General features: G+C 70.5%; 21 protein-coding genes. 11 read left to right on the plus strand and 10 right to left on the minus strand.

Going from position 1 to position 23,007, the window contains the following annotated elements:
- Nucleotides 1-41: 41 nt before the first annotated feature.
- From WMF42_RS30880 to WMF42_RS30890, 3 genes are all read left to right on the plus strand, one after another.
- Complete coding sequence (locus WMF42_RS30880) at nt 42-335, plus strand: hypothetical protein (protein WP_437686351.1); 294 nt, start codon at nt 42-44, stop codon at nt 333-335.
- 922 nt (nt 336-1,257) lie between these two features.
- A complete protein-coding gene (locus WMF42_RS30885) occupies nt 1,258-2,142 on the plus strand; it encodes a hypothetical protein (RefSeq protein WP_437686352.1) in 885 nt (294 codons plus the stop codon).
- A gap of 287 nt (nt 2,143-2,429) precedes the next feature.
- Nucleotides 2,430-3,182, plus strand: a complete 753-nt coding sequence (locus WMF42_RS30890; RefSeq protein ID WP_061613076.1) for a dienelactone hydrolase family protein — start codon at nt 2,430-2,432, stop codon at nt 3,180-3,182.
- A 167-nt stretch (nt 3,183-3,349) separates the two neighbouring features.
- Here WMF42_RS30890 and WMF42_RS30895 read toward each other — a convergent pair whose 3' ends face one another.
- From WMF42_RS30895 to WMF42_RS30915, 5 genes are all read right to left on the minus strand, one after another.
- Nucleotides 3,350-4,102, minus strand: a complete 753-nt coding sequence (locus tag WMF42_RS30895; protein ID WP_061613077.1) for a ferritin-like domain-containing protein — start codon at nt 4,100-4,102, stop codon at nt 3,350-3,352.
- Nucleotides 4,099-5,322: a hypothetical protein gene (locus tag WMF42_RS30900; protein WP_061613078.1), complete on the minus strand. Its 1,224-nt coding sequence runs from the start codon at nt 5,320-5,322 to the stop codon at nt 4,099-4,101. The genes WMF42_RS30895 and WMF42_RS30900 overlap by 4 nt, the downstream gene beginning before the upstream one ends.
- A gap of 123 nt (nt 5,323-5,445) precedes the next feature.
- Nucleotides 5,446-5,937 carry a DUF1360 domain-containing protein gene (locus tag WMF42_RS30905; protein ID WP_063816002.1) on the minus strand — a complete coding sequence of 164 codons (492 nt, stop codon included), beginning with the start codon at nt 5,935-5,937 and terminating at the stop codon, nt 5,446-5,448.
- Nucleotides 5,938-6,212: 275 nt separating this feature from the next.
- The gene (locus tag WMF42_RS30910) at nt 6,213-6,677 is read right to left on the minus strand and encodes a VOC family protein (protein ID WP_061613080.1); all 465 of its coding nucleotides are present in this window, start codon (nt 6,675-6,677) and stop codon (nt 6,213-6,215) included.
- Between the two features lie 126 nt (nt 6,678-6,803).
- Nucleotides 6,804-7,673 carry a helix-turn-helix domain-containing protein gene (locus WMF42_RS30915; protein WP_437686353.1) on the minus strand — a complete coding sequence of 290 codons (870 nt, stop codon included), beginning with the start codon at nt 7,671-7,673 and terminating at the stop codon, nt 6,804-6,806.
- Nucleotides 7,674-7,845: 172 nt separating this feature from the next.
- On the opposite strand from WMF42_RS30915, the gene WMF42_RS30920 reads away from it, so the two are divergent.
- Nucleotides 7,846-10,257, plus strand: a complete 2,412-nt coding sequence (locus WMF42_RS30920) for an NACHT domain-containing protein (RefSeq protein ID WP_061613082.1) — start codon at nt 7,846-7,848, stop codon at nt 10,255-10,257.
- On the opposite strand, the gene WMF42_RS30925 is transcribed toward WMF42_RS30920, so the two are convergent.
- From WMF42_RS30925 to WMF42_RS30940, 4 genes are read right to left on the minus strand one after another with little or no spacing between them, the layout of a single operon-like run.
- Nucleotides 10,172-10,939: an HNH endonuclease gene (locus tag WMF42_RS30925; RefSeq protein ID WP_437686354.1), complete on the minus strand. Its 768-nt coding sequence runs from the start codon at nt 10,937-10,939 to the stop codon at nt 10,172-10,174. The two genes, WMF42_RS30920 and WMF42_RS30925, sit on opposite strands and share 86 nt — an antisense overlap.
- Entirely contained in the window at nt 10,926-12,341 is a 1,416-nt protein-coding gene (locus WMF42_RS30930) for an AAA family ATPase (protein WP_437686355.1), read from the minus strand. Before WMF42_RS30930 ends, WMF42_RS30925 begins: the two co-directional genes overlap by 14 nt.
- Nucleotides 12,338-12,655: a zinc-binding dehydrogenase gene (locus tag WMF42_RS30935; protein ID WP_437686356.1), complete on the minus strand. Its 318-nt coding sequence runs from the start codon at nt 12,653-12,655 to the stop codon at nt 12,338-12,340. The genes WMF42_RS30930 and WMF42_RS30935 overlap by 4 nt, the downstream gene beginning before the upstream one ends.
- Entirely contained in the window at nt 12,549-12,974 is a 426-nt protein-coding gene (locus WMF42_RS30940; protein ID WP_437686357.1) for an alcohol dehydrogenase catalytic domain-containing protein, read from the minus strand. The genes WMF42_RS30935 and WMF42_RS30940 overlap by 107 nt, the downstream gene beginning before the upstream one ends.
- 165 nt (nt 12,975-13,139) lie before the next feature.
- Between WMF42_RS30940 and WMF42_RS30945 the strand changes: the two genes are divergently transcribed.
- Nucleotides 13,140-13,847 (plus strand): hypothetical protein, encoded by a 708-nt coding sequence (locus WMF42_RS30945; RefSeq protein WP_437686358.1) that lies wholly within the window; start codon nt 13,140-13,142, stop codon nt 13,845-13,847.
- Between the two features lie 286 nt (nt 13,848-14,133).
- On the plus strand, nt 14,134-15,036 hold the full coding sequence (locus WMF42_RS30950; protein WP_233562717.1) for a LysR family transcriptional regulator: 903 nt from the start codon (nt 14,134-14,136) through the stop codon (nt 15,034-15,036).
- Here the strand turns inward: WMF42_RS30950 and WMF42_RS30955 are convergent.
- Complete coding sequence (locus WMF42_RS30955; RefSeq protein ID WP_437686359.1) at nt 15,002-16,084, minus strand: sterol desaturase family protein; 1,083 nt, start codon at nt 16,082-16,084, stop codon at nt 15,002-15,004. The two genes, WMF42_RS30950 and WMF42_RS30955, sit on opposite strands and share 35 nt — an antisense overlap.
- A 505-nt stretch (nt 16,085-16,589) precedes the next feature.
- Here WMF42_RS30955 and WMF42_RS30960 point away from each other — a divergent pair.
- The 5 genes from WMF42_RS30960 (at nt 16,590) to WMF42_RS30980 (ending at nt 22,949) form a co-directional block, all read left to right on the plus strand.
- Nucleotides 16,590-18,239 carry a glycoside hydrolase 5 family protein gene (locus WMF42_RS30960; RefSeq protein ID WP_061613368.1) on the plus strand — a complete coding sequence of 550 codons (1,650 nt, stop codon included), beginning with the start codon at nt 16,590-16,592 and terminating at the stop codon, nt 18,237-18,239.
- 77 nt (nt 18,240-18,316) lie between these two features.
- Nucleotides 18,317-19,405, plus strand: a complete 1,089-nt coding sequence (gene xylF, locus WMF42_RS30965) for a D-xylose ABC transporter substrate-binding protein (protein WP_437694376.1) — start codon at nt 18,317-18,319, stop codon at nt 19,403-19,405.
- Nucleotides 19,406-19,684: 279 nt separating this feature from the next.
- The gene (locus WMF42_RS30970) at nt 19,685-20,806 is read left to right on the plus strand and encodes a phosphotransferase family protein (protein ID WP_437686360.1); all 1,122 of its coding nucleotides are present in this window, start codon (nt 19,685-19,687) and stop codon (nt 20,804-20,806) included.
- Nucleotides 20,803-21,336: an adenylyl-sulfate kinase gene (locus tag WMF42_RS30975; protein ID WP_434042160.1), complete on the plus strand. Its 534-nt coding sequence runs from the start codon at nt 20,803-20,805 to the stop codon at nt 21,334-21,336. Before WMF42_RS30970 ends, WMF42_RS30975 begins: the two co-directional genes overlap by 4 nt.
- On the plus strand, nt 21,330-22,949 hold the full coding sequence (locus tag WMF42_RS30980; protein ID WP_437686361.1) for a protoglobin domain-containing protein: 1,620 nt from the start codon (nt 21,330-21,332) through the stop codon (nt 22,947-22,949). The genes WMF42_RS30975 and WMF42_RS30980 overlap by 7 nt, the downstream gene beginning before the upstream one ends.
- Nucleotides 22,950-23,007: the final 58 nt, after the last annotated feature.

The raw sequence follows: 23,007 nt of genomic DNA on the forward strand, positions 1-23,007 counted from the left end.
ACGCAGACAGGAGCAGCCTTGCCAAAGAGGCTGCCGACCCGATGAAGATCACCTTCTCCAGTCCGGGAACGGTCAGGCGGACGACGCTGGATCTGGCGCCGCTCACGGTGATCATCGGGCACAACAACCCGGGAAAGACGTACGTGGCGTATGCGACGTACGGTCTGTTTCACGGCGGGGAAGGATCGTTCCTTGTGCCGCCCACTCCACGTGCCGTGTTCCGGGGGGACGCCGTGAAGATCCCCATCGACAGGCACCTTGAAGGCGTGGTTGCTCGCATGGCCCGCTCACCGTCCGAAGAGCTCGGCGGGCAGCTCGAGACGTCGGCCGGCTGAAGCTCGGCTGGGCCAGGCGGGTCGAGCTCACGACCTTCGCCGCAGCCTCGTCGCCGTGAGGATTCGAGGTCGTCGGGCGCGGACCGGCTTGCGCCGCTCGGCCGCGGATTCACCAGAGCCGCCGCGCGATCCGGCGGGCGAGCGCCTTTCTGGCGAGGTGCAGCCTGCGGGCGGTTGTGGACGGGCTCAGGCCGTGCGACCTGGCGTGGGCGGTGATCGGCCGGGGACCTGCGCGACGCTGCCCTCGTCGGTCAGCGCGCGCGACGCGTCGACAGGGAGTTCGCGGCGGACGTGAGCCCGCCCCAGGTGGTGGCCCGCCTGCCGCCAGTCGGCCACCGCCCGCCACGCCCGCCCTGGCCGGCGCAGGAACCCTCGAGGTCTGCGGAACGAGTCGATCACCCCTTCCGGGAAGCCCACCGGCCTTACCAGCAGGCCGGCGACCTCTGGAAAGAACCCGATCGGTCTGCGCCAGCACGAGGGCGACCCGTTCCAGGAAGCCCGGGGGCGTCTCCGGCCTGGTCGGTGAGCTGTCGGGGAACCCTCCGGGCATCGCCGGCAGGTCGCCGACCTATCGGGGAACCCTCCCGGCATCGCCGGCAGGTCGCCGACCCGTCCGGGAACCCTCCCGGCATCGACGCCAGGTACACGACCCGTCCTGCGAGCCCGCAACGCTCCCGGACAGGGCTCACCTCGCGCTGCCCTCCCCTGCCCGCGACCGCGGAAGCCCCCGTCGAACACGGAGCCAGCGGAGCGGGAGCGAAAAACTTCAATGCTTCTCCTCCCCTCACCCCTCCCGGGCGTGCCTCCAGCGCTCCACCGCTCGCGTCGTCATCGTGCTCTCGGCGCCACATCAGCGCTCGATAGCACGTTGACGACGACCCGAGCGCTGGACTCTGGATACCCGCGTTCATAGGGTCGCACGATGGACAAAACGTTCGATGCTTCGGTGTATGTTCGCGCTCCCATCATCAACATCGCCAATGGCGTGACCCTCGCCAACGCGCTTGTCGCCGCCTGTCCCGAGGCGGCGCCGGAGAACGTCGCCAAGGCGTGCACGAAGCTGAAGGCCGCCGCGGAGGCAGGCCAGAAGGCGCTCACCGCGCGCCGCCGCGAGAACGGCGCCCTGTCCGAGGACGACGTGCGGGTGCTCGACCGGGAGGCCGACGCGAGCTTCGGGGCGCTGCGCATGCGCCTCGTCGCGTACGCGATGCTCCCCGCAGAGCGATTCCCGAAGGCGCGGCGCGCGGGAGAGCTCGTCAAGGAGCTCTTCGGAGACGACGGCCTGTCGTTCCTCACCGCCGAGTACGCCGCGCAGAACACGGTCATGGCCTCCATCGTCGAGCACATCCAGGAAGCGGAGCTCCAGCCGGAGATCGACGCGCTCGTCGGGCCCGAGTTCCTCGAGCAGATCGGCAATGTCCTGCCACGCTACGACGTGATGGTGAGGGACAGGCTCCAGAAGGAGGCCGCGGCGACATCGAACCTCGCCACCGTGGTGCGCGCCATCCAGTCGGCCATCGTGAGCTATGCGACCAAGGTCGCCGGCATGGTCGACGAGGACGACCCCGCGACGCTCGAGGCCGTCCGGAGGGCCCTCCGCCCGCTCGACGCGCACCGCGAGACAGGCGCCCGGCGCGCGCAGGGCGCGCGGGGCGAGGCCGCGAGCGGCGCGCCGGCCGCGCCGACCTCCCCGGCCGCGCCGACCTCCCCGGCCGCGCCGGCCTCCCCGGCAGCGCCGGCCTCCCCCGCAGCACCGGCGACCGGGGCGGGCGCGGAGGGCGGCGGATCACTGAGCGCGCCGGCCTGAGATCCCGCGGAGCCACGCCTCTCTGCACACAGATCCGTAGGCGCCGCGCGGCGGACGCCTGCCAGGCTGCGGCATGCGGTCCGCCGGGCCAGCAGTCCGGCCAGGGATCTTGAGAGAGATTTCAACGCAAGGGCGCAGAGACGCAGAGGCGCAAGAAGGAACAACTTTCTTGCGTCCTTGCGCCCTGGCGTCTTTGCCTTGAAATCTCTCGCCGCTCGCGAGGTGGATCCCTGGCAGGATCGCTGACCCGCGGCACCAGAACGCCGACGCGCTCGAAAGGACAGGACATGCCGATCCAACCACCCCCTCCGATCCACGCCGAACGCCTCGACTACACAGAGGGAGAGACGATCTGCGAGGCGTACGTCGCCTACGACGCCTCCAGCGCCGGGAAGCGGCCCTGCGTCCTCATCGCCCACGCATGGGCAGGGCAGAACGAGGCCATGCACGAGAAGGCCGCGGAGCTGGCCAGCCTGGGCTATCTCGGCTTCGCCATCGACGTGTACGGCAAGGGCGTCCGCGGCGGCGAGATGGAGGACAACTCCCGGCTCATGGCGCCGTTCCTGGAGGACCGCGGCCTGCTCCGCAGGCGCCTCGAGGCGGGCCTCGCCGCGGCCCGACGGCACCCGCTCGCCGACCCGGACCGCATCGGGGCCATCGGATACTGCTTCGGAGGGCTGTGCGTCCTCGACCTGGCACGGAGCTCCCCGCCAGGCCTGAAGGGCGTTGTGAGCTTCCACGGCTTGCTCCACCCGCCGGACCTGGGACCGCAGGCGCCCATCAAGGCCAAGGTGCTCGTGCTCCACGGCTGGGAAGACCCGATGGCGCCGCCCGCCGACGTGCTCGCCCTCGCGCGCGAGCTCACCGAGGCCAAGGCCGACTGGCAAGTCCACGCCTACGGCCACGCGATGCACGCCTTCACCTACCCGGGCGCGAATATCCCGCAGGCGGGCATCCTGTACGACGCCGCTGCCGCCAGGCGATCGTGGGCCGCGATGCGGAGCTTCCTCGAGGAGGTCCTCGACCACCGCTCAGGCTGAAACGCCGCGCGGCGCGCCGAGCCACGACGCCCGCACACGAAACGCGCCGACGCCCGCACACGAAACGCGCGCGCGGGCGCCGGGCGCGCCGGGCGCGCCGGGGAAACCCCGCCGCCCGACGCCCGCGGCACGCGCGCCTGAGCCGAGCTGCGCGACGCGCCTCGGGATCAGCTCGCCACCATGTTCGCGTGGTCGCCGTTCGCACGGGCGATCACCGACGCCTTGATCCAGGTCCGCACCATCGTGAGGTGGCGCGCCTCGGCGGCGCGCGCGGCGATGAACTGATTCATGAGCGCCTGGTCGTTGAGGCCCTGGGAAATCTCGATGAGCACATCCCAGGCGTCGTTGTCCGTGAGCTCGGCGATCAGCATCGCCTCCAGCGCGTCGGCCAGGTTCGTCCTCGGATCGGTGACGACCTTGATCAGGCCGCACGAGGCGACCCCGTGGACGTCGGCCAGCGGCGTCTCCGCCGTGGGATCCGCGCCCAGCATCCGGATCACCGAGGCGATCAGGAGGAAGTGCTCCGACTCTTCGCTGTAGATCAGCTCGATCTCCTCGCGCGTCGGACCGCCCTCGAACGACCCGAGCGCGTCGAACTTCGCGAGCACGCCCTTCCATAGCCGGCTGCCCGCCCGCTCGAAAGCGAGGCGCTCGCCCAGCTTGTCGAGAAGGACCAGCGGCGCCTCGCCCTTCAGCGCCTGGAGGGCCGTCTTCACGGCGCCCTTCAGCGTGCCAGGAGGAGGCATCGTGCCGACCCGCTCCTCGCGACGCGCGTAATGGGCCATGACGCTGGCGATGGCCGAATCGTCGCCCGCGCTGCTCGGGGGCATGATCCGCGCGCCCACGACGAGCTCCTTCGAGTCCATCGGCGACATGTCCATTCCGGTGCGGTTCATCCCCGCTGTCGTCTCGGTCTTCATGCTGACCTCATCTTGTAAACCTTCGCGCCATTGCCGTTGGCCTGCTTGCCCTGCGCCGCCTGGACCGCGAGCTCCGTCCCGGGGACGTACACGTACCCCGCCGCCACCGTCTCCGACGGCGAGCCGGCCATGTTCAGCCGATCGCGGTAGGCGAGCGTCTGCGGCGTCTCCGGCACCTCGCGCGGATCCACGATGCTCTTCCCGACAGCGCGCAGGTGCACCTCGCCCTGCAGCACGCGGCGGACGAACTCGCGGTGGCTCCTGAACTCGATGGGATCCGGCAGCTCCGCCGGCAGGATCTCCGCGGCGTCGCGCCCCTCGATCTTCTCGAAGAGGCGGCGCACGTGCTGGAGCTGCCCGAGCTCGTAATCGACGAACCGCTCCCAGATGGCCTTGATCCGGGGGTTCGACTCGGACCGAGCACAGCCATAGTAGTTGTAGACCTCGGTCGCCTCGTGCAGGAGCCACTTCTCGAGCCAGGTCTCGCTTGGATCGATGATCGACTCGTACTGCGTGACGTGCTGCTCCTCGATGGAGGCGATCTCCGCGTAGAGCTGCCGCGCCATGGGGTCGGCGAACGTCGGCCCGACGTTCATGTAATAGTCGTGCGTCTGGTGCTCGGCCGCCATGATCGTGATCGCGTGCAGCTTGGTGAGCGGCGCCGCCGTCCTCCTATCGTAGGGGGCCCGCAGGTCGTCGTCGGGGTGACGGTGCTCGACGCTGGTGGGCCTGCCGGGGCAGACGTCCGTGTAGCACTGCAGGATGTTGTTCGAGTCCTTGCCGTGCACCCTGTCCATGAGCGCCGAGTAGCGGTACAGGTGGTCGAAGTCCTCGAGCATCCCGAACCGATAGACCTGCGCCATGTACTCGTCGGGCTCGCGCATCGCGACCGACGCGGTGACCTCGATCGCCACCTGCTCGAAGCCGATGGTGGTCTCGAGCACGGACAGATCGCCCGGCAGGAGCCAGTTCACCATCGTCTGCTGGTGGTGCTCGATCCGGCGCACGAGGGCGAGCTCCCGCTGGAGCGCGCCGTTCATGCGAGCACAGGCATGCGAGAAGCGCACGGCCTCCGACTCGATGCCGTTCATCAAGATGATCCGGACGCGGGTGAACGCGTCATCGTTCAGCTTGCTGGACGGGATGCTGACAAGCTCCCGCCAATCGAACTGCTGCTTGTCGAGCGGTGTGCCCCGCTCGTTCAACAAATCAAGTGCCACCTTGACCTCCAGTCTCCGGGGTGTGTGCAAGGGGCGCTCCACGTGGGAACGCCCACCCTGTTCGCGAGGGGCCAAGCGCCACGATGGGGCACTTGGCCACGTCTGTCGCAAATCGCCTGGGCGCTACTTTCCTCCGGCGCTCATGACGTGCGCGTAACACGTGTTGACGAAGTCCGAGATCGCCGCGGCGCCGAGCAGGAAAGAGGCTCCCCGCGTGACGCGCGGCGACACGAAATAACCGACGGTAAGCGCCAGCGAGGCCCACATCGCGGCGCACCGAGGACACGTGAGGAGCTCTCCGACGGCGCGCGTCATGCCCTCGCCGCGCGGCTCCTCGTGCGTCCCGCCCGCGGGGTCCTGCTCCACGTCGGTGAACGGCGCGCGCACAGCGCGGGCCACCTTGTCGCGCGTGATCAGCCGGCTCAGGCGGTTCGTGGCGAGCCCGAGGAGCGCCGCGTCGCGGAGGGGAATGCGCGAAGGCAACGGTCGCCCGGCACGTTCCATGAGCGCGAAGGCGCCAGCCGAGAGGGCCAGGTAAGTGCCCATCAGCTTGACGTAGTGGGCGAGGGGCTCGTCGTCGTGGCCCTGCCCCAGCAGCGCATCGAGAGTCAGCATGACCGCCGCCACACGCAACCAGCATGCCCTGCGGGCTCTCGCGAGGACCGGAGCGCGGATTGGCGGGCTCGACAGGCGTGGTGGCGGGCAAGACGGAATCCAGGGACGTCGCGGCGCGCCCTGAGCGGGCTCTGCGGCGATTTGTGGCGCGGGCGCGAGAGAGCGCCCGAGCGAGGTGAGCTGTGAATACGGCTGAGGTGGGCTGTCGAAGCGCCGAGGAAGGATCGGTGTCGGCGGGCTGCGGATCGGGTCTTGCTCGGGCCCGCCTCTTACAATCACCTGGCCATGCGCACCTGCATCTCCTCGACGGAGACGTCCTCGATGACGGCCGAGAGGACCCAGTGGTGGCCGAACGGGTCCTCGATCCTCCCCTCGCGACGGCCGTAGAACTGGTCGTTGATGGGATAGATGATCGTGGCACCGGACTCGACGGCGCGCGCGGCGACGGCGTCAGGGTCCTCGACGTTGAGCGTGAGGGCGATCGGCGTGCCGCCGAGCGCCCTCGGGCCGCGCGCGTTCCACTGGGGGGCCTCGTCCGAGACGCTGAAGAGGGAGTCGCCGATCACGAGCTCGGCGCAGACGATGGCGCCGCCGAGCTCGGGGTCGGCGAGGCGCAGCTTCTCGGTCGCGCCGAACGCCTTCTTGTAGAACGCGATGGCGTCCGACGCGCCGGCGACGACGAGGTGCGCCACGAGGGTGTGGTACGGGGGCGGGGCGATGGGGTGCTGTCGCTTGGTCATGGGCGGAGCATGTCCACGGGGGCAGAGCGGGTATTGTAAAAACGTGGCGGCCGGATCGGCCGCCGGCGCGGCGCTGCCGCCAGGGCTGGAGCAGCCGCGGGCGCCGGCCCGGGCAGAAGGGGCGGCTCAGCCGCCGATGGGGACGTGGTTCCGCTCGCGGCGCTTCGCGACGTACTCGGTCGGGGTCAGGCCCGCGAAGGCGCGGAAGTCGTGGATGAAGTGCGCCTGGTCGTAGTAGCCGCACGCGGACGCGACACGGGCCCACGAGACGCGCTCGCAGCGCTCGATCGCCGAGAGGGCCTGCTGGAAGCGCCGCACGCGGCAGTAGCGCTTCGGGGTGAGGCCTACCTGCTCGGTGAAGCTGCGGATGAACCGCCGCGAGCTCATCCCGAGCTGGCCGATCACGTCGGACACGGTGCAAGCGCGGGACGGGTCGGCAAAGGCGGCGAGCGCGAAGTCGACAGCGGGGTCGCGCGCGGGTGAGCGCGCGGAGAGGCGCGCGGGAGGGCGGAGGAGCCGCGCCGCGAGGGCGGACTCGAGGGCGCGGAGCCGGGCCTCGGGGGTGCTCGCCTCGAGGACGCGCTCGCGGACCAGGGCGGCCTCGCGGCCCCAGAGCGCGTCGAGCGAGACGTGGGTGCCGCCGAGGGCCTCGGCGTCCGGGCCGAAGAACGGGAACGCGCCGCCCGGGGTGAACTCGGCGCCCACGATCGCCCGCTGCTCGGCCGTGTCGATCGCGAAGTGCTCGGCGTGGGCGCCGCAGACGGCGATGCCGGAGAGGCGATGGCAGCGGGCGGAGGAGGAGGCGGGGGGCGGGGCGGAGGAGGAGGCGGGGTCGTACCAGCGAAGCTCGTCCTCGGCGAGGTTGATGAGGAGGCTCATGGAGCCGGTGGGGAGCACGCGCTCGAGCAGATCGGGGAGCTCGGGCGCGGCGTAGTACCAGAGCCGGCCGACGAAGCGGGCGAGAGGGGGAGACGGGGTGCGGGTGACGAAGTGCATGGGGCGGCCCGGGGGGAGGAGGCAGCATGCCATGGGCGGGGGCGGGCGGCGCGGGGTGCGCCGGGAGGATGTTCCGGGCGAGCGGCGGCGCGCTCCGCGATGGACCAGCGAGAAGCACGGCCGGTGCTCGGCGGCTGGACGGTGGGGAGGGCGATCTCTAGGATGCCGGCTCGTGACCGCGGCCGTGCGACAGGCGAAGACTGGGACGAGCCGGGGGAAGGCCGCCGGGGCGAAGCGCCAGGCCAAGGTGAAAGCTGCGGCAGCGGAGTCGCCGGAGGCGTTGCTCGACAGGATCTTCGCCGAGCTGCCGGATAACCCGCAGGCGAGCGACGGCCTGCCCGAGGTGGTCCGAAAGAACCGGCGCCAGCGGGCAAGGCGGCGGCTGCTCGATGCGCTCGCGGCGCGCGGGCCTTATCCGGTGCCGGAGGGGCTGCGCGGCGAGCTGCGCGCGCTCGTGGAGCGGTGGGGGCAGAAGGGCTTCGAGGATGCGTATCCGGAGGCGGATGCGTTCGAGATCCGGTGCGCGGAAGAGCGCGCCGTGCTCGACGCGGCAGCCCGGGGTGATGAGGAGGCGCGCTTCGCGGCGGCGGAGCGGGCCTACAGGCGCGAGGTCGAGGCGAGGTACGGGCAGATCGAGATCCGCGGGCTCCAGCTCAGCGCGCGCGTGCGGCAAGATCTCGAGATCGCCTATGTGCCGCTGCACGTCGAGGCGCCGTCCGGGGAGCTGCGCTCGGGGAAGCCCAGGAAAGCGGCTGGCAAGAGGCCAAAGGGCGAGGCGACGACAGTAGAAGCCGAGGCGGCCAGCGCGATGCTGCACGTGCTGGAGCGGCCGCGGGTGCTCGCGGCGGAGGCGCTGGTCAGCCATCCTCGGCTCCTGATCGTCGGCGAGCCGGGCAGCGGCAAATCGACGCTCCTCGCGTACCTCGCCACGCGCGCAGCCCGCGGCGAGCTGGCCACCTCCGCCCCAGGCCGCGATCCGGCGTCGATTCCCTTCCTCGTTCCGGTTCGAGCACTTCAACAAGCCACCGCGAGCCCGGAGGAGATCGCTCGCGCCGCCGGCGCGGAGGCCTGGTTCGTGGAAGCGGCGCTCCGGCGCGGTCGAGCGCTGCTCCTCGTCGATGGTCTGGACGAGGCCCGGACGCAGGTGGCGGGGAAGGTGCTCCCGGGCCTCACGGCGATGCTCGAGGACCATCCAGCGACCTCGGTGGTGGTCACGACCAGGCCCGCCGCCGCTCCTGACCAGGAAGAGACAGCGCCCAGGGGCTTTGCGCGCGCACGCCTCTTGCCGATGACGCGCGACGAGGTCGGCGTCTTCATCGACCGATGGTGCCTGGCCGCGGAGCTGAGCCTCAACAAGCCGCGCGGGCAGGCCGAGATCGACGCGCGCGCCGCCGCGGACGATCTGAAAGAGCGGGTGCGGGCGAGCCGGGCGATCGAGAAGCTCGCGCAGACTCCCCTCCTCTGCTCCGTCATCTGCGTCGTCCACCGCTTCATGGGGCAGCGGATCCCGGAGCGACGGGTCGCGCTGTACGAGGCGATCACCAACGTCCTGCTCTACGAGTGGGACCGCGCCAAGTTCGCGGAGGGCGCCGCCATCGGCAAGCTCGACGCCCACGCGAAGCGCGCGCTGCTCGCCCGGTTAGCGCTCTCGATGCACAGGGCGCGCGTGGCGGAGCTGCCCGCGGAGGACGTCATCGAGCGGCTCGCGGCGCACCTGCCGGATCTCGGCCGACCGGAGGAGGAGGCGGCCGCGATCGTGGCCGAGATCCGCGATCGAAACGGCGTGCTCGTGGAGCGGGCGCCAGGTTCGTTCGCGTTCTCACACCTGACGTTCCAGGAGTACCTGGCCGCGATGGAGCTGGTGAACGCGCACGCTTACGACGAGCTTCTGCGCAACCACAAGGACAAGTGGTGGCACGAGGTGATCGTCCTTTCCGCCGGGTTCCCGGGGGCGCACGCCGACCGGATCGTCCTCGGGTTGCTCGGCAAAGACGGCGAGGACGTCGCTGAAGGAACGATGCTCGCGGCGCAATGTGCCGAGACCGCCATCGAGGTCAGGCAGGCGCTGCGGAAGGAGATCGAGAAACGCGTGGCACGGCTGGTGCCGCCGGCGAGCCCGAGAGAGTTTCAGACGCTTTACAACCTCGGCGAAGTGGCTGGGCCGGTGCTCCTTCGCTCGCTCGACAAGGCGAGCACGGAAGGGAAGGCGTCGATCATCATGTTGCTGGCTCATCTTGAATATGAGCCAGCGACCAGGGCAATCCTGAAGTTTCTGAGAGACCCCAGCCGGACCGAGCGCCCGTTCGCCAGCTTCGTCAGGATGTTCAACAGGTCTCGCACTCTTGCCGAGTGCGCCGCCTTTTTCATGATCAACATCATCCAGGTCTCAGACACAGCGTTTTCCGTCTTCTTCGACGCCATTCCCTCGGCTGATCCGAGCGCCATCCGGTATCTGCGAGCCTTCATGGACATTGCGAGGAGCGACAAGCTCAGAGCGCTCATCGTGCGCGCCGAGGCCGCGCCCGCGAAGCCTTCTTCCGCTTCCGCCTCCCGCTCGCCCAGACGCGCCGCACGTTCTGGTTGATCGCCTCGGAGAACGCCACCGGCCGCGTCATCAGGACATCCTGAAGCTGAATGCCGGGATGGCCCATCAGCCTCCGCACGAAGTCGAGGTGGCACTGGATCGCCGTCCCCCGGTGCTGCGTGAGCCAGTAGCGCTTCAGGCCGAAGTCCTCGACCGTACACCTCGCCTGCTCATCGCCCTCACGAGCCTCGATCCCGCCGTCCTCCGCGAACACGAACCGGCGACCCGGCCTGCCCTCGTCGGGCCGAACATATCCTCCGGCTGGCCACCTGTCGTGCTTCGCGCCGTTGCACGCCATGCACGCCAGGAAGTAGTTTTTCCACTCGTAAGCCTGCGCGGGAAAGCGCGCCTTGGGCCGGAAGTGCTCGACCTGCCCCGGCGGCCTGTCCTCCCCGCTCGTCCCGGGGTGGTTCGAGCTGACAGGAGACTGGCAGTACGCGCAGAAGCCGTTCGACATCCCGGCGATCGCCTGTCGGACCCGCGCATCGGTGCGCCAGACGGGCGGGAGATCCGGCTTCCCCTTCTCGTCCGCCGGCAGCACCTCCGGCGCGTAGCTGGCGAACCCCTTCTTCCGCTTCGCCCCTTGCTCGGCAAGCTTCTCGAAGGCCCTCGCCTTCCTCCAGAACGCCGCCGCGTCCGGGAGCGCCGCGTCCACCGTGCCTTGCCAGTCAGCGGGCGGCATTACGCCTCTTCGCCGGAGCCGGATCACGCCGTCCCCCTCCTTTCGCGGAAAGCTGTGCATCCAGCCGCCTGAGCAGCGCGATCTGCGTCCGCGCTATCTCGGAGAGCAGCGGCCCCTTGCCCTCCCGCTCCTCCTCCCGCGCCAGAACGCCTTGAAGCTGGTCCAGCATCGCCAGCAACGCCTGCCGGTCGCGCGCCGTCGCCGTGCCGCCCTCGACCTTCCGCCGGAGCTCGGCGGCCTTCACCTCCAGCGCCTCGTACGTCGGCGAGAGGCGCGAGGGCACGTCGAAGACGGCGTCGTCCACCATGACCGAGTCGACCTCCGCGCCGTCGAGCCGCTCCAGATCGCCCTTCGTCAAGGGCCGCACCGTCGTGCCCTCGCCAGGCTTCTCGTCCAGCACGAGGACCTGGATCTCGCGCTCCCTGTCGTCGATCGCGGCCTGCACGACCGCCGGGGAGTGCGTTGTCAGCACGAAGCGCGTGCGCGGGAACAGGCGCGTGAGCTGCTCGATGATCCGCCGCTGCCAGCGAGGGTGGAGGTTCAGGTCCACCTCGTCGATGGCCACCATGGCCTCGCCCGCGAGCGGATCGTCGAGCGCGGAGAAGAGCTGCGCGTAGCGGATCGCGAGATCCAGCACGACGGAGAGCATCGCGCGGTACCCGTCGGAGAGCTCCGTGATCGAGAGCACCACGCCCGAGCGCCGGAACGCCGCCACGCGGCGGCCTTCCTGCTCGACGAGCTCCACGCTCTCGATTCGCTTGTCGAGCCCCACCAGCCAGGCGTGGAGCCGCTCCCAGACCGCCCGCGCGGCAGGGTCGTACTCGCCCCGCTCCTCCAGGAGCGCGACATAGGCCGCGAGATCCCGGAAGAGGTACTCGTCGAAGTCGACCAGCGTGCGCGTGGCCGGGCGGCGCAGCGCGTCCTCGAGGTGCGTCGGGAGCGCCCTCGCCAGCGCCTGCTCCCACTCCGGACCGAGGAGCGCAGGGCCGGTCGCCTGGCGCGGCCGCGCGGGCGGACGCAGGGCGCGGTACTGGCCATAGGCAAAGACATGATGTCCGCGCGGGAGCCGCGCGCGCTCGGGGCGCCCTTCGCCATCAGCCCAGCGCGCGAGCGGCTCGGCGCCCGTCCCGTGGAGCGCCATCGCGCCGCCGGACGCCCCGCGGCGGAGCGGGAAGCGGTCGAGCCCCTCGCCGTCGCCGGGCGCGAGCGAGGCGAGCGCCTCGATGATGCTCGTCTTGCCGGAGCCGTTCTGCCCGATGATGACGGTGACCTGCGCCCCGAGCGGCACCTCGCCGCGCGCGAAGCAGCGCACGTTCTCGAGGACGAGCCGGGAAACACCGGTTGTGCCTGGCCCCGGTGGGGGCACGGGCGGCGACTGGCTCTGCTTGCTGCGCGTCGTCACGCGCCGACTATAACCAGAAACGCCTCGAGGACGCTCTGGCGATCAGGACGGCCGGCGACCTCGGTGGAGCGCGTGATCACCACCTTCCCGCGCGCGCGCAGCGTCTCCACATAGGGGACCGCGTCCGGCACCCCGCTCAGGGGATAGCGCCAATCGATCACGGGCCTGACCCCGCCTCCTTCAATCAGCTCCTTCAGGGCGACGAGATCATCGGCGTTCGGACGCGCCGCGTGGAGCTTCATCGCTCTCGACCCGGACCATGGCCCCAGGAACGCGACCCGCAGAAAGGCCCCCGTGGTTCCTCCGATGAGCACGTACGTGCCGCCATCCGAGCACCCGCTGCCCGGCCCGGACCCGCCCGCAGTCGCGGAGCGCCTGGAGCGCCGTCACCGCCGCCATGGGGACCGCCGCCGCCTCCTCGAAGCTCACGTTCGACGGCTTCGGGGCCAGCGCCTCCTCCGACGTGGAGACGTATTCCGCGAAACCGCCCCACCCGTGAGAGGACAGATCCCCGAACACCTCGTCCCCCACCCGGAACCGGGTCACGCTCTTTCCCACCGCCTCCACCCGACCAGCGATGTCCGCGCCCGGCACCCGCGGTGCCTCGGCGCAATCGTGGCCGTCGCTGACCATGTCGACGCACCCACCATAAAGATGCAGCGCGATACGAACAGCGGGGCGGAGCCTTGTTCCACCCCTCGAACACGGCCGTTCCAGATCGCCGTCTGGCGTCGCTCCTGGCAACGCCGCATGCTCCGACCGTGAGCTTTTGAACGGTTGAGGGGATATGGAGACACAATGAAGAACAAAGAACCTGGTAACAAGCTTGGTCTCATGGTCTGCGCCGGCGCCGCGCTCGGCCTCTCCACGGGCTGCGCGATCGAAGGCGCGCCGGACGAGGCGCTCGAGGCGCAGCCGCCCGAGATCATCAGCGGCGAGAGCGCCGCGACGATCACCGGCGGCCCCGCCGACGAGGTGGTGCTCCACGATCTCTCGAGCTTCTCCGGCGTCTCGCAGGGCTTCGGGATCGGCCGCTACAACGTCGCGGACCTGACGATCATCGGCAACGACCGCGCGAGCGCGATCAGCGTCCCCGCCGGGCTGCGGGTCACGGTCTTCTTCAACCACAACTTCGAGGGCCAGGCGCACGTCCTCACCTCGGACACGGACCTCGTGGCCCTGGGCGCCGACGACATCATCTCGAGCCTCGTCGTCGCGCGCGCCTCGGACCCGCAGCTGGACGTTGTCACCTTCTACGAGCACGCCAACGCCTCGGGCGACTCGTTCGTCTACAGTGTCGGCGCCGCCCTCCTGTTCGCCGGCCCATGGACCGCATGGGACCGGCGGATCAGCTCCGTCCACCTCCCCCCGGGCTTCAAGGTGACGCTCTCCGAGGCGTGGATCGGGCTGGGGACGCAGGAGACGCTCGTCCTGACGGCGGACGCGAACCTCGCTCCCCATAACTTCGACGACAGGACCCGAAGCTTCCTGATCGAGCGCTTGTAGGAGCGCGCGCCGCCTCGCGCCCGCGCGCGTGAAAGAATGGCTCGCTGGCGCGATCCAATCGGGCGCGCACAGGGCCCCGCGCGTCGGTTCAACGAACCGGCCATACATCCAAGCTGACCCGAAACACGCTGGCAACCTTGCCCCGGCAAGCCCGGCAGCGCGGATCGCCGGGAGCAGGGACGCCGCACCGGCGCCGCCACGCTTAGGATCACGTCCAGACTGTGCGAAGATGCCCGCAGCGGCGCCAGGTGGCCTCCTGGAACGACCGCGTTCGAGGAGCGGCGCATTGAAGGAGCCCGATGATCTGTCCGGTCTGTCGATGTTCGTGCGCATCGTCGAGGAAGGCTCACTCAGCGCGGCCGGCCGGGCGCTCGGCCTGCCCAAGGCGACCATCAGCCGCAACCTCGCGCTGCTGGAGAAGCGGCTCGGCGCACCGCTGCTGATCCGCTCCACGCGCGCGCTCAGCCTGACGGATACGGGCAAGAGCTTCTTCGACAGGGTCCGGCCCATCGTCCGAGACGCGCAGCTGGCGACCGCCGAGGTCAAGAGCCACCAGGCGGCGCCCTCCGGGCTGCTGCGCATCACAGCGCCCGTCGCCTATGGCCAGGCGGCGATCGCGCCCCGCCTGCTCTCGTTCATGAACCGTTACCCGGCAGTGCGCGTCGACCTGCACCTCCATGACGGGCGCGTCAACCTGGTCAGCGACGGCTACGACCTGGCCATCCGCATGGGGGCGAACCAGTCCAGCGAGCTGATCAGCCACAAGCTGGCCGACATCACGATGGTCATCGTCGCCTCGCCGAGCTGGCTGGAGCAGCACGACACGCCCAGGATACCCGCCGACCTCGCCCGGCATCCAGCCGTCGTCAACCGGCCCGAGCTCAGCCAGTGGAAGGTCGGCGGGGAGACGGTGCGCGTGCCCTGGCGCATGAGCACCGGCAACATGATCGTCACGCGCGACGCCGCGAGGGCCGGGCTGGGCATCGCTTTCGTACCCGAGTTCCTCGCGTTGCGTGACCTGGAACGAGGAACGCTCGTACGCCTGCTCCCAGACCACGAGCTGCCGATGATTCAAGCGACCGCCCTGTATACCCGGGCCGCCAGCCAGTCGGTGGCGCTGCGCACCTTGCTGGACGACCTCCTGGCCAGCCGACCTATCGAGGCCGACGCCGTGCCGTCCCTCCCCTGAGACGGCCGTCGAGCAGCGCGCCGACCGCGGTGAGCGCCGCGAGGAGGACGGCCGCCCCCGCCCACAGCGGGCCCGCGGCGAGGCCCGGCGCCGCGCCGAGGAACGCGATCGCGCCGAGCAGCGCCGCCACGAAGAGCGCCCCCGCGAGCGCGCGGATCGGCCAGGGGCGCTCGACGTCGTGGAGGACATAGCCGGGGTCGGTGCGCAGAGGGCCCTCCTCGGACGGGGTCGCCTCGGACCGCCAGTCCGGCGGCCGCAGAAAGACGAGCAGCTTGCCCGAGAGGCGCGGCTCCGCCGCCGCCACGCGCGCGAGCCTGCGCCACGGGTCGAGGTTCGCGCGCAGCGCGCTGAAGCTCGCGAGCGGCTGGACCACGCCGTAGCGCGGGGGCGACGCCTCCGCGCAGAACGTGCCGAACAGCCGATCCCAGACGATGAGCACGCCGCCGTGGTTCCGGTCGAGGTACGGCGCGTCGACGCCGTGGTGCACCCGGTGGTGAGACGGCGTGTTGAGCACCCACTCCAGCGGACCGAGGCGGCCGACGAGCTGCGTGTGGATCCAGAACTGATACAGGATGTTCAGCGTGTAGGTCGTGACGAGCACCGCCGGCGGGAAGCCGAGCAGGGCGAGCGGCCAGAAGAACGGCCAGAAGAGCGCCCGCTGCATCCAGCTCTGACGCAGCGCCACCGAGAGATTGTAGTCCTCGCTCTGATGGTGGACCGCGTGCGCAGCCCACAGGAAGTTCACCCGATGACTCGCGCGGTGGGCCCAGTAGTAGCAGAAGTCGACCGCCACGAAGCAGGCGAGCCAGGTCGACACAGCGGCCGGCGACAGCCGGACCAGCGCGGCGCGCTCGAAGAGGAACAGATAGACGAGCACGCCGCCGCTCACGACCGACACGAGGACCTGCTGCCCGACCCCGCACGAGAGGTTGGCGAGCGCGTCGGAGAAGCGGTGATCGCGGCGCCCGCGGCGGCGACAGAGCCAGAGCTCGACGCCGATGAGCGCGAAGAAGGCCGGTACTGCAAGCAGGATCAGGCTCTGCGACATGCCCCACGCCTCCGCGGAGCCGTCGCGCCGCGCACCGGCTCACGCCCGCTCATCGTAGCCCGGATGTCCCCGGCACGCCGGACAACACGCCGAGACACGGCCACCGGCCGACCGCGACGCGCGGCGCACAGCGCACCCGACCCGCTCAGGCCCACGGCCGGACTCCCCGCGCGCGGCGCGCCCGCGCCCACGGGAAGGCCGGCTCACGTCGGGGGGAGAGCGCCGCGCGGGCAACACGGCAGCAGCCGCTCCGGCGCTCCATTCCCTGTTGACGCTGAACCGATTAAGTGGTCTGCCACGGGCCGCGACCGGCGGAAGCGACCACCCCGAGCGGAGAATTGTATGCGCGTGAAACTCGGGGGAGCTCGCGGGCATCGCCGGCGACACGACAACCACGACGGCGACGCCGCCGCTCGGCACACGGCCGCGAACCGGCCGGGCGTGTCGAGCGATGGAGCTCAGCCACGCTTGAGAAACGAACCTCAAACCAGGTAGGAACCCACCGATGAACAGAACCTTCTTGCTTGCTCTGGGTCTGCTCACCCTCGCCGCGTGCTCCTCGGAGGACCCGGGCAACCCGTCGCCCTCCGGCGGCACGGGCGGCTCCGGCAACACAGGCGGTGACGACAGCGGCGGCGGCGGCGGCACGGGCGGCGGCGGCGGGGACGCCGGCGGCAGCGCGACCGGGGGTGGCGGGGACGGAAACGGCGGGGGCGAGGCGATCGACTGCGCCCAGGATGCCGAAAAGTGCTACGTCCGCGTCGACGGGAGTAAGCTCACGCTCGACGGGAAACCGTACAAGTACATGGGCACGAACTTCTGGGCGGCTCCCTTCGTGAGCCTCGAGCGCCTGCGCACCGAGCTGGACATCCTCCAGGCGCACGGCGTGCTGAACCTCCGGATCATGGCGCTCGCCGAGGGCGACATCCCGGAGTCCCAGCAGAACGATGACGAGTTCGGCCCGCAGCGGATCTATCCGGCGTCGAACGACGCGCCGTGCGCCGATCGGGCGCTGGCTGTCTACGCGGCCCACCTGAAGAACGTGCTCGACGAGATGCACAGCCGCGGGATGAAGGCCGTGATGACCCTGAACGACTTCTGGCACTGGTCCGGCGGGATGCCCCAGTACATGAAGTGGGCGCACGACCAGCCGGAGACCGCCTGCGGTGAGGACTTCAGCGACTACCAGGTCGGCCTGACCCACCCCGAGACGGGCGCGGCGCTGCTCGCGGCGGACCACCACGTGCCGTTCGCCGACTCGATCCGGTTCCAGGAGGGCACCGGCGTGGACTGCCAGGCCGTGGCCATCGACGCGTGGGCCATCCCGCACTCGGGCGTCCTCGATCCGACAACGAACCCCTGGCCGGACCAGATGGACCTCTCGAGCCTGTTCTTTTGCAACAAGAAGGCGCAGGAGTTCTACTTCAGCCGGGCCAAGGTCCTGATCGAGAAGCTCAAGGATCATCCGGGGATCATGGCGTGGCAGCTCGGCAACGAGCCGCGCTCCTTCAAGGGCTGGGGCGGGGTCTTCAAGCTCTGGGTCGAGCGGAACGCGAAGTTCATCAAGGACATCGACCCGAACCACCTCGTCTCCATCGGCTCGGAGGGCGACCTGTCCTACAACTGGGGCGACTACGCCAACAGCGATTTCAGGGAGTTCCACGACGTCGCCGGCATCGACTACCTCACCTTCCACGTCTGGCCCGAGAACTGGGAGTGGTACGACCCGTCGCTGCCGATCGACAGCAACGATGCGAAGTCGCTGAGCGAGGCCATCACGAAGACCAACGAGTACGTCGATCTGCAGATCGAGCACGCGAGGGCGCTGAACAAACCGATCGTCGTCGAGGAGTTCGGGCTCGCGCGGGACGACAAGGCGGAGGCGGTCGAGTCGCCCGTCACCAAGCGGAACGAGTACTACGCCACCCTCTTCGACGCCGTCGTCGCCAACGAGGAGCTCGCCGGCGTCAACTTCTGGGCCTGGGCCGGGACTGGACGGCCGACGGACGACGGCAACGACTACTGGCACCTCGGGGAGGATTACATCGGCGATCCGCCCCACGAGCTCCAGGGTTGGTACTCGGTGTACGACGGCGACACCGAGACGCTGAACACCATCATGAGCTACGCCGACCAGATCAACACCATCGAATAACCACGGCGGGCTCCATCACAGCCCACATCCCTTCATCTGACGCGGAGGTCACCTTGATTCGTCGTTCTGCCTTTCTCATGGCGCTGCTCTCGCTCGCGTTCTCGACCGGCTGCTCCAAGCCGGAGCCGAGCAACGAGGTGGGCGCGGGCAAGACAGAGGAAAAAGCCGCGAAGGGCGCGGACACCAAGGGTACAGACAAGAAGAAGATCACGATCGGCTTCTCGATGGATACCCTCAAGGAGGAGCGGTGGCAGCGCGACCGCGACCTGTTCAAGGCGAAGGCCGAGTCGCTCGGGGCCCAGGTGCTCGTGCAGTCGGCGAACAGCGACGACGCCCTGCAGAACTCGCAGGCCGAGAACCTGCTCACGCAGGGCGTCGACGTCCTCGTCGTCGTGCCCCACAACGCCAAGACGACGGCCACCATCGTCGAGTCGGCGCACAAGCAGGGCGTGCCCGTCATGGCGTACGACCGGCTGATCCTCGACTCGGATCTCGACCTCTACGTGTCCTTCGACAACGTCCGCGTGGGCGAGCTCCAGGCCGAGTACCTCGTGAAGACGCACCCGAAGGGGAACTTCGTGCTCATCGGCGGCTCGCCGACCGACAACAACGCGAAGCTCTTCCGCGAAGGGCAGATGAACATCCTGAAGCCGCTCATCGACAAGGGCGACATCAAGGTCGTGGCGGACCAGTGGGCCAAGGACTGGCAGCCGGTCGAGGGGCTCAAGATCACCGAGAACGCCCTCACGAAGAACAACAACAACGTCACGGCGGTCGTGGCCTCGAACGACGGGCTCGCGGGCGCGGCGGTCCAGGCCCTCGGCGAGCAGAAGCTCGCCGGCAAGGTCGTCGTCTCGGGGCAGGACGCCGAGCTCGCCGCCTGCCAGCGCATCGCGGCCGGCACCCAGAGCATGACCGTCTACAAGCCGCTCAAGCTGCTCGCCGAGAAGGCCGCCGAGCTCGCCATCAAGATGGCGAAGAAGGAGGACCTCGGCGAGAAGACGCAGACGGTCAACAACGGGAAGAAGGACGTGCCGAGCGTGCTCATCGCGCCGGTCGCCGTGGACAAGGACAACCTCGCCTCCACGGTGATCGCCGACGGGTTCCACAAGGTCGAGGACGTCTACAAGGACGTGCCGAAGGACCAGTGGCCCGCGGCCAAGTAGGCTGACGTCCCACGGGCCCAGCGAGCGCCCCCGCCACGGGGTCGCCGCGCGCTGGGCCACGCTCCTCGCAGCTCCCCCCGATCAGGCACAACGAGCTCTGCCGGCGCGGCGCACGTCCCGCGCGAACGGCGCAATTCGTGCGGATCCTGCGGCGGATCGCCGCGCGCCGTGCGCCGCCCGCCCGCGACGGCCTGCGCGGCGCGCCGCGTCGAGCGGCGCCCGCGCCCTGCCTGCGTGCGGCCTGCTTCTTGCGAGCCGTCCGGGCTCCCGAGGAGACCCATGTCCGTTTCGGTTCACTCCACGTTCGCGGAGCCGGATCCGCTCGGCTCGGTCCGTCAGCTCATCGAGGCGGTGTTGCCCGACGCGCGGGTGGTCGACGTCACCCCCATGGGGCCGGACGGGGGCTCGATCCGCGATGGGACCGAGAAGGCCGCCGGGTACGGCGCCCCGCAGCGGATCACGGTGGAGCGGCGCGACGGTTCGACGCAGCGGCTGGTCCTGCACACCTTGACCGCGGACGCGTTCGGACACGACAGGCGATCGGATCGCGCGGCGGAGGTGCTGCTCGCCGTCGACACGTTCGGGTCGATCCCGGCGCACGTCCAGGTGGTGGACATCGGCACGCTGACCCACGATCGCCGGTTCCTGTCGCTCGTCGACGCGGGCGAGTTCTACCTGCTCACCACGTACGCGGAGGGGCGGATCTACGCCGAGGATCTGCGCCGGATCGCGGCGGAGGGCCGCGCGACGCCGCGGGATCTCGCGCGCTGCGAGGCGCTCGCCAGGTACCTCGTCGCGCTCCACGAGGCGCCCGGCGCGCAGCCGGGCAGCTACCGCCGCGCGGTGCGCGATCTCGTGGGCCACGGAGAGGGCATCTTCGGGATCATCGACGGCTACCCGGGCGACGCGCCCGGGGCGCCGCCGGAGCGGCTCCAGGCCATCGAGCGGCGCTGCGTGGCGTGGCGATGGAAGCTGCGCGGCCGCGATCGGCGGCTCGCGCGCACGCACGGGGACTTCCACCCGTTCAACATCGTGTTCAACGAGCAGTCGCAGCTCACGCTGCTCGACACGAGCCGCGGATCCCAGGGCGACCCCGCGGATGACGTCACGTGCCTCGCCATCAACTACGTCTTCTTCGCGCTGGACGCGCCCGGCGCGTGGCAGGGCGCCTTCCGCGCGCTGTGGCAGCGGTTCTGGCGGGTGTACCTCGACGAGAGCGGCGCCGCGGGCGTGCTCGAGGTGGCGGCGCCGTTCCTCGCGTGGCGCGCGCTCGTGCTGGCCAACCCGGCCTGGTATCCCGCGGTGACGCCGCGCGCGAGGGACGCCCTGCTCGGCTTCGCGGAGCGCGCCCTCGACGCCGAGCGCTTCGATCCGGACGACGCGGAGCGGGTGTTCGCGTGAGCGGCGGGGTCGTCTGGATCACGGGGCTGCCCGCGTCGGGCAAATCGACGCTCGCCGCGCGGGTGCGCCGCGCGCTGCTCGACGAGGGCCGGGCGAGCTGCCTGCTCGACGGCGACGAGGTGCGCGGCGCGCTCGCGCCGCCGCCGGGCTACGATCCGCGCGGCCGCGACGATTTCTACGAGACCCTCGCGCGCCTCTCGGCGCTGATCGCGCGCCAGGGGCTCATCGTCGTCGTGGCGGCGACGGCGCACCGCCGCGCCTACAGGGAGCGCGCCCGCGCGCTCGCGCCGCGGCTGCTCGAGGTGTACATGGAGGTCTCTCCCCAGGTCTGCCAGGCGCGCGATCCGAAGGGGCTCTACAGGTCGGCGGGCGCCGGTGAGATCGGCGAGCTCCCCGGCGCGGGCGTCGACTACGAGCCGCCGCGCTCGCCGGAGCTCGTCGCGCGCGGCGGCGAGGACGACGCGGCGCTCGGGGCCATCGTGGAGCGCGCGAGGGCCTGGTCCGCCGCCGCGGACGTGCGCTCGTGGTAGGCTCCGACGCCGTGCCCGCGGTGGAGACGCTCTTCGACGAGATCAAGCGATACGTTCGCTTCAGCGACGAGGACGCGGGCCGGCTCGCCGCGTTCCACGCGTACGCGGAGCCCCACTTCCGCCGCATCGCCGACGAGTTCTACGACCGCATCCGCGAGCACGAGGGCGCCCACGAGATCGTCACCGGGGAAGCGCAGGTGGAGCGGCTCAAGGGATCGCTCGTCCACTGGATGACGCGCATCTGCACCGGGCCCTACGACGACGCCTATTTCGAGGAGACAGCGAAGATCGGGCGGGTGCACGTCCGGGCCGGCCTGCCCCAGCACTACATGTTCACGGCGATGAACCTCATCCGGCTCGCGTTCGAGGAGATCGCCTGGAACGCCCTCGGCGGCGACATGATCCCGGTCCGGGCGGCGGTGAGCAAGGTGCTCGATCTCGAGCTCGCCATCATGCTGGAGACGTACCGGGACGACTTCGTCGCGCGCGCGCAGCGCGCCGGGCGGCTGGACCGGGAAGAGGTCGGCCGCACGCTCGCGCGCACGGAGCACCGGTACAAGAGCGCCGTCGAGCTCGCCCGCGTCCTCGTTGTAGGCCTCGACGCGCACGCTGTCGTGCGGCTTTTCAACCGGGAGGCCGAGCGGATGACGGGGCTCGGGCGCGAGGAGATCCTCGGGATGCCGTTCGTCGAGACGCTCCTGCCCGAGGAGCTGCACGCCGATCACGGCGCGCTCGTGAAGGAGATCGCGGCGGGCCGCCGCGCCGACGCCGATCTCCTGGAGAGCAGCCTGCGCACGCGCGCCGGCAAGATCCGCGACGTGCGGTGGCAGCTCGCCTACGCGCCCTCCGCGGCGGACGACGAGGTGGTCCTGTTCGCGATCGGGCAGGACACGACCGACGAGAACGCGCTCGCCGCGCGGGTGCGCCAGAGCGAGAAGCTCGCCGCGGTGGGCACGCTCGCGGCCGGCCTCGCGCACGAGATCCGCAACCCCCTCAACGGCGCGCAGCTCCACGTGACCTTCCTCGAGCGGGGGCTCGCGCGCGCCGGCATGAGGGACCCGGACACGGTGGAGGCGATCAAGGTCGTCCGCGACGAGATCCGCCGGCTGTCGGTGCTGGTGAGCGAGTTCCTGGACTTCGCCCGGCCGAAGCCGCTGGTCTTGACGCCGACGTCGGTCGCCTCGCTCTGCGAGCGGGCGGTCCGCCTCGCCCTCGCGTGCGACGGCGCCAGCGCGCAGGCCGAGGTGAAGGTCGATCTGCCGTCGACCGACATCGTGCTCGAGCTCGATCCCGCCAAGATCGAGCAGGTCCTCCTGAACCTCCTCCACAACGCGATCGAGGCGGTGGCGCCGTCCAGGGACGGGACTGTCGTGCTCCGCGCGCGGCGCCAGCCGCGCCACGCCGTCATCGAGGTGGAGGACGACGGCGCCGGCGTCCCGAACCCCGACGCGCCGATCTTCGACCCTTTCTACTCGACCAAGCCGAACGGCACCGGGCTGGGGCTGGCGATCGCGCACCGCATCATCACCGATCACGAGGGGACCATCGAGTTCCAGAGCCGCCCGGGGAAGACGCTGTTCCGCGTCACGCTCCCGATCCGGCTCTCCGGCTGAGATCCCGCGCCCCTCGCGGCCGCGGGGGCGGCCGCGCCCCGCGATGGCACGCAACTTG

Origin of the sequence: Sorangium sp. So ce176 (assembly GCF_051519835.1) — a bacterium.
Lineage (GTDB): Bacteria > Myxococcota_A > Polyangia > Polyangiales > Polyangiaceae > Sorangium > Sorangium cellulosum_G.

Excerpts from the sequence above, each read along its gene's own strand:
- WMF42_RS30885 (WP_437686352.1), top strand. The coding sequence starts at position 1,258 with ATGGACAAAACGTTCGATGCTTCGGTGTATGTTCGCGCTCCCATCATC.
- WMF42_RS30945 (WP_437686358.1), top strand. The coding sequence starts at position 13,140 with ATGAAGAACAAAGAACCTGGTAACAAGCTTGGTCTCATGGTCTGCGCC.
- WMF42_RS30925 (WP_437686354.1), bottom strand. The coding sequence starts at position 10,939 with ATGCCGCCCGCTGACTGGCAAGGCACGGTGGACGCGGCGCTCCCGGAC.
- WMF42_RS30905 (WP_063816002.1), bottom strand. The coding sequence starts at position 5,937 with ATGCTGACTCTCGATGCGCTGCTGGGGCAGGGCCACGACGACGAGCCC.
- WMF42_RS30880 (WP_437686351.1), top strand. The coding sequence starts at position 42 with ATGAAGATCACCTTCTCCAGTCCGGGAACGGTCAGGCGGACGACGCTG.
- WMF42_RS30960 (WP_061613368.1), top strand. The coding sequence starts at position 16,590 with ATGAACAGAACCTTCTTGCTTGCTCTGGGTCTGCTCACCCTCGCCGCG.
- xylF (WP_437694376.1), top strand. The coding sequence starts at position 18,317 with ATGGCGCTGCTCTCGCTCGCGTTCTCGACCGGCTGCTCCAAGCCGGAG.
- WMF42_RS30890 (WP_061613076.1), top strand. The coding sequence starts at position 2,430 with ATGCCGATCCAACCACCCCCTCCGATCCACGCCGAACGCCTCGACTAC.
- WMF42_RS30915 (WP_437686353.1), bottom strand. The coding sequence starts at position 7,673 with ATGCACTTCGTCACCCGCACCCCGTCTCCCCCTCTCGCCCGCTTCGTC.
- WMF42_RS30910 (WP_061613080.1), bottom strand. The coding sequence starts at position 6,677 with ATGACCAAGCGACAGCACCCCATCGCCCCGCCCCCGTACCACACCCTC.
- WMF42_RS30940 (WP_437686357.1), bottom strand. The coding sequence starts at position 12,974 with ATGGTCAGCGACGGCCACGATTGCGCCGAGGCACCGCGGGTGCCGGGC.
- WMF42_RS30970 (WP_437686360.1), top strand. The coding sequence starts at position 19,685 with ATGTCCGTTTCGGTTCACTCCACGTTCGCGGAGCCGGATCCGCTCGGC.
- WMF42_RS30895 (WP_061613077.1), bottom strand. The coding sequence starts at position 4,102 with ATGAAGACCGAGACGACAGCGGGGATGAACCGCACCGGAATGGACATG.
- WMF42_RS30955 (WP_437686359.1), bottom strand. The coding sequence starts at position 16,084 with ATGTCGCAGAGCCTGATCCTGCTTGCAGTACCGGCCTTCTTCGCGCTC.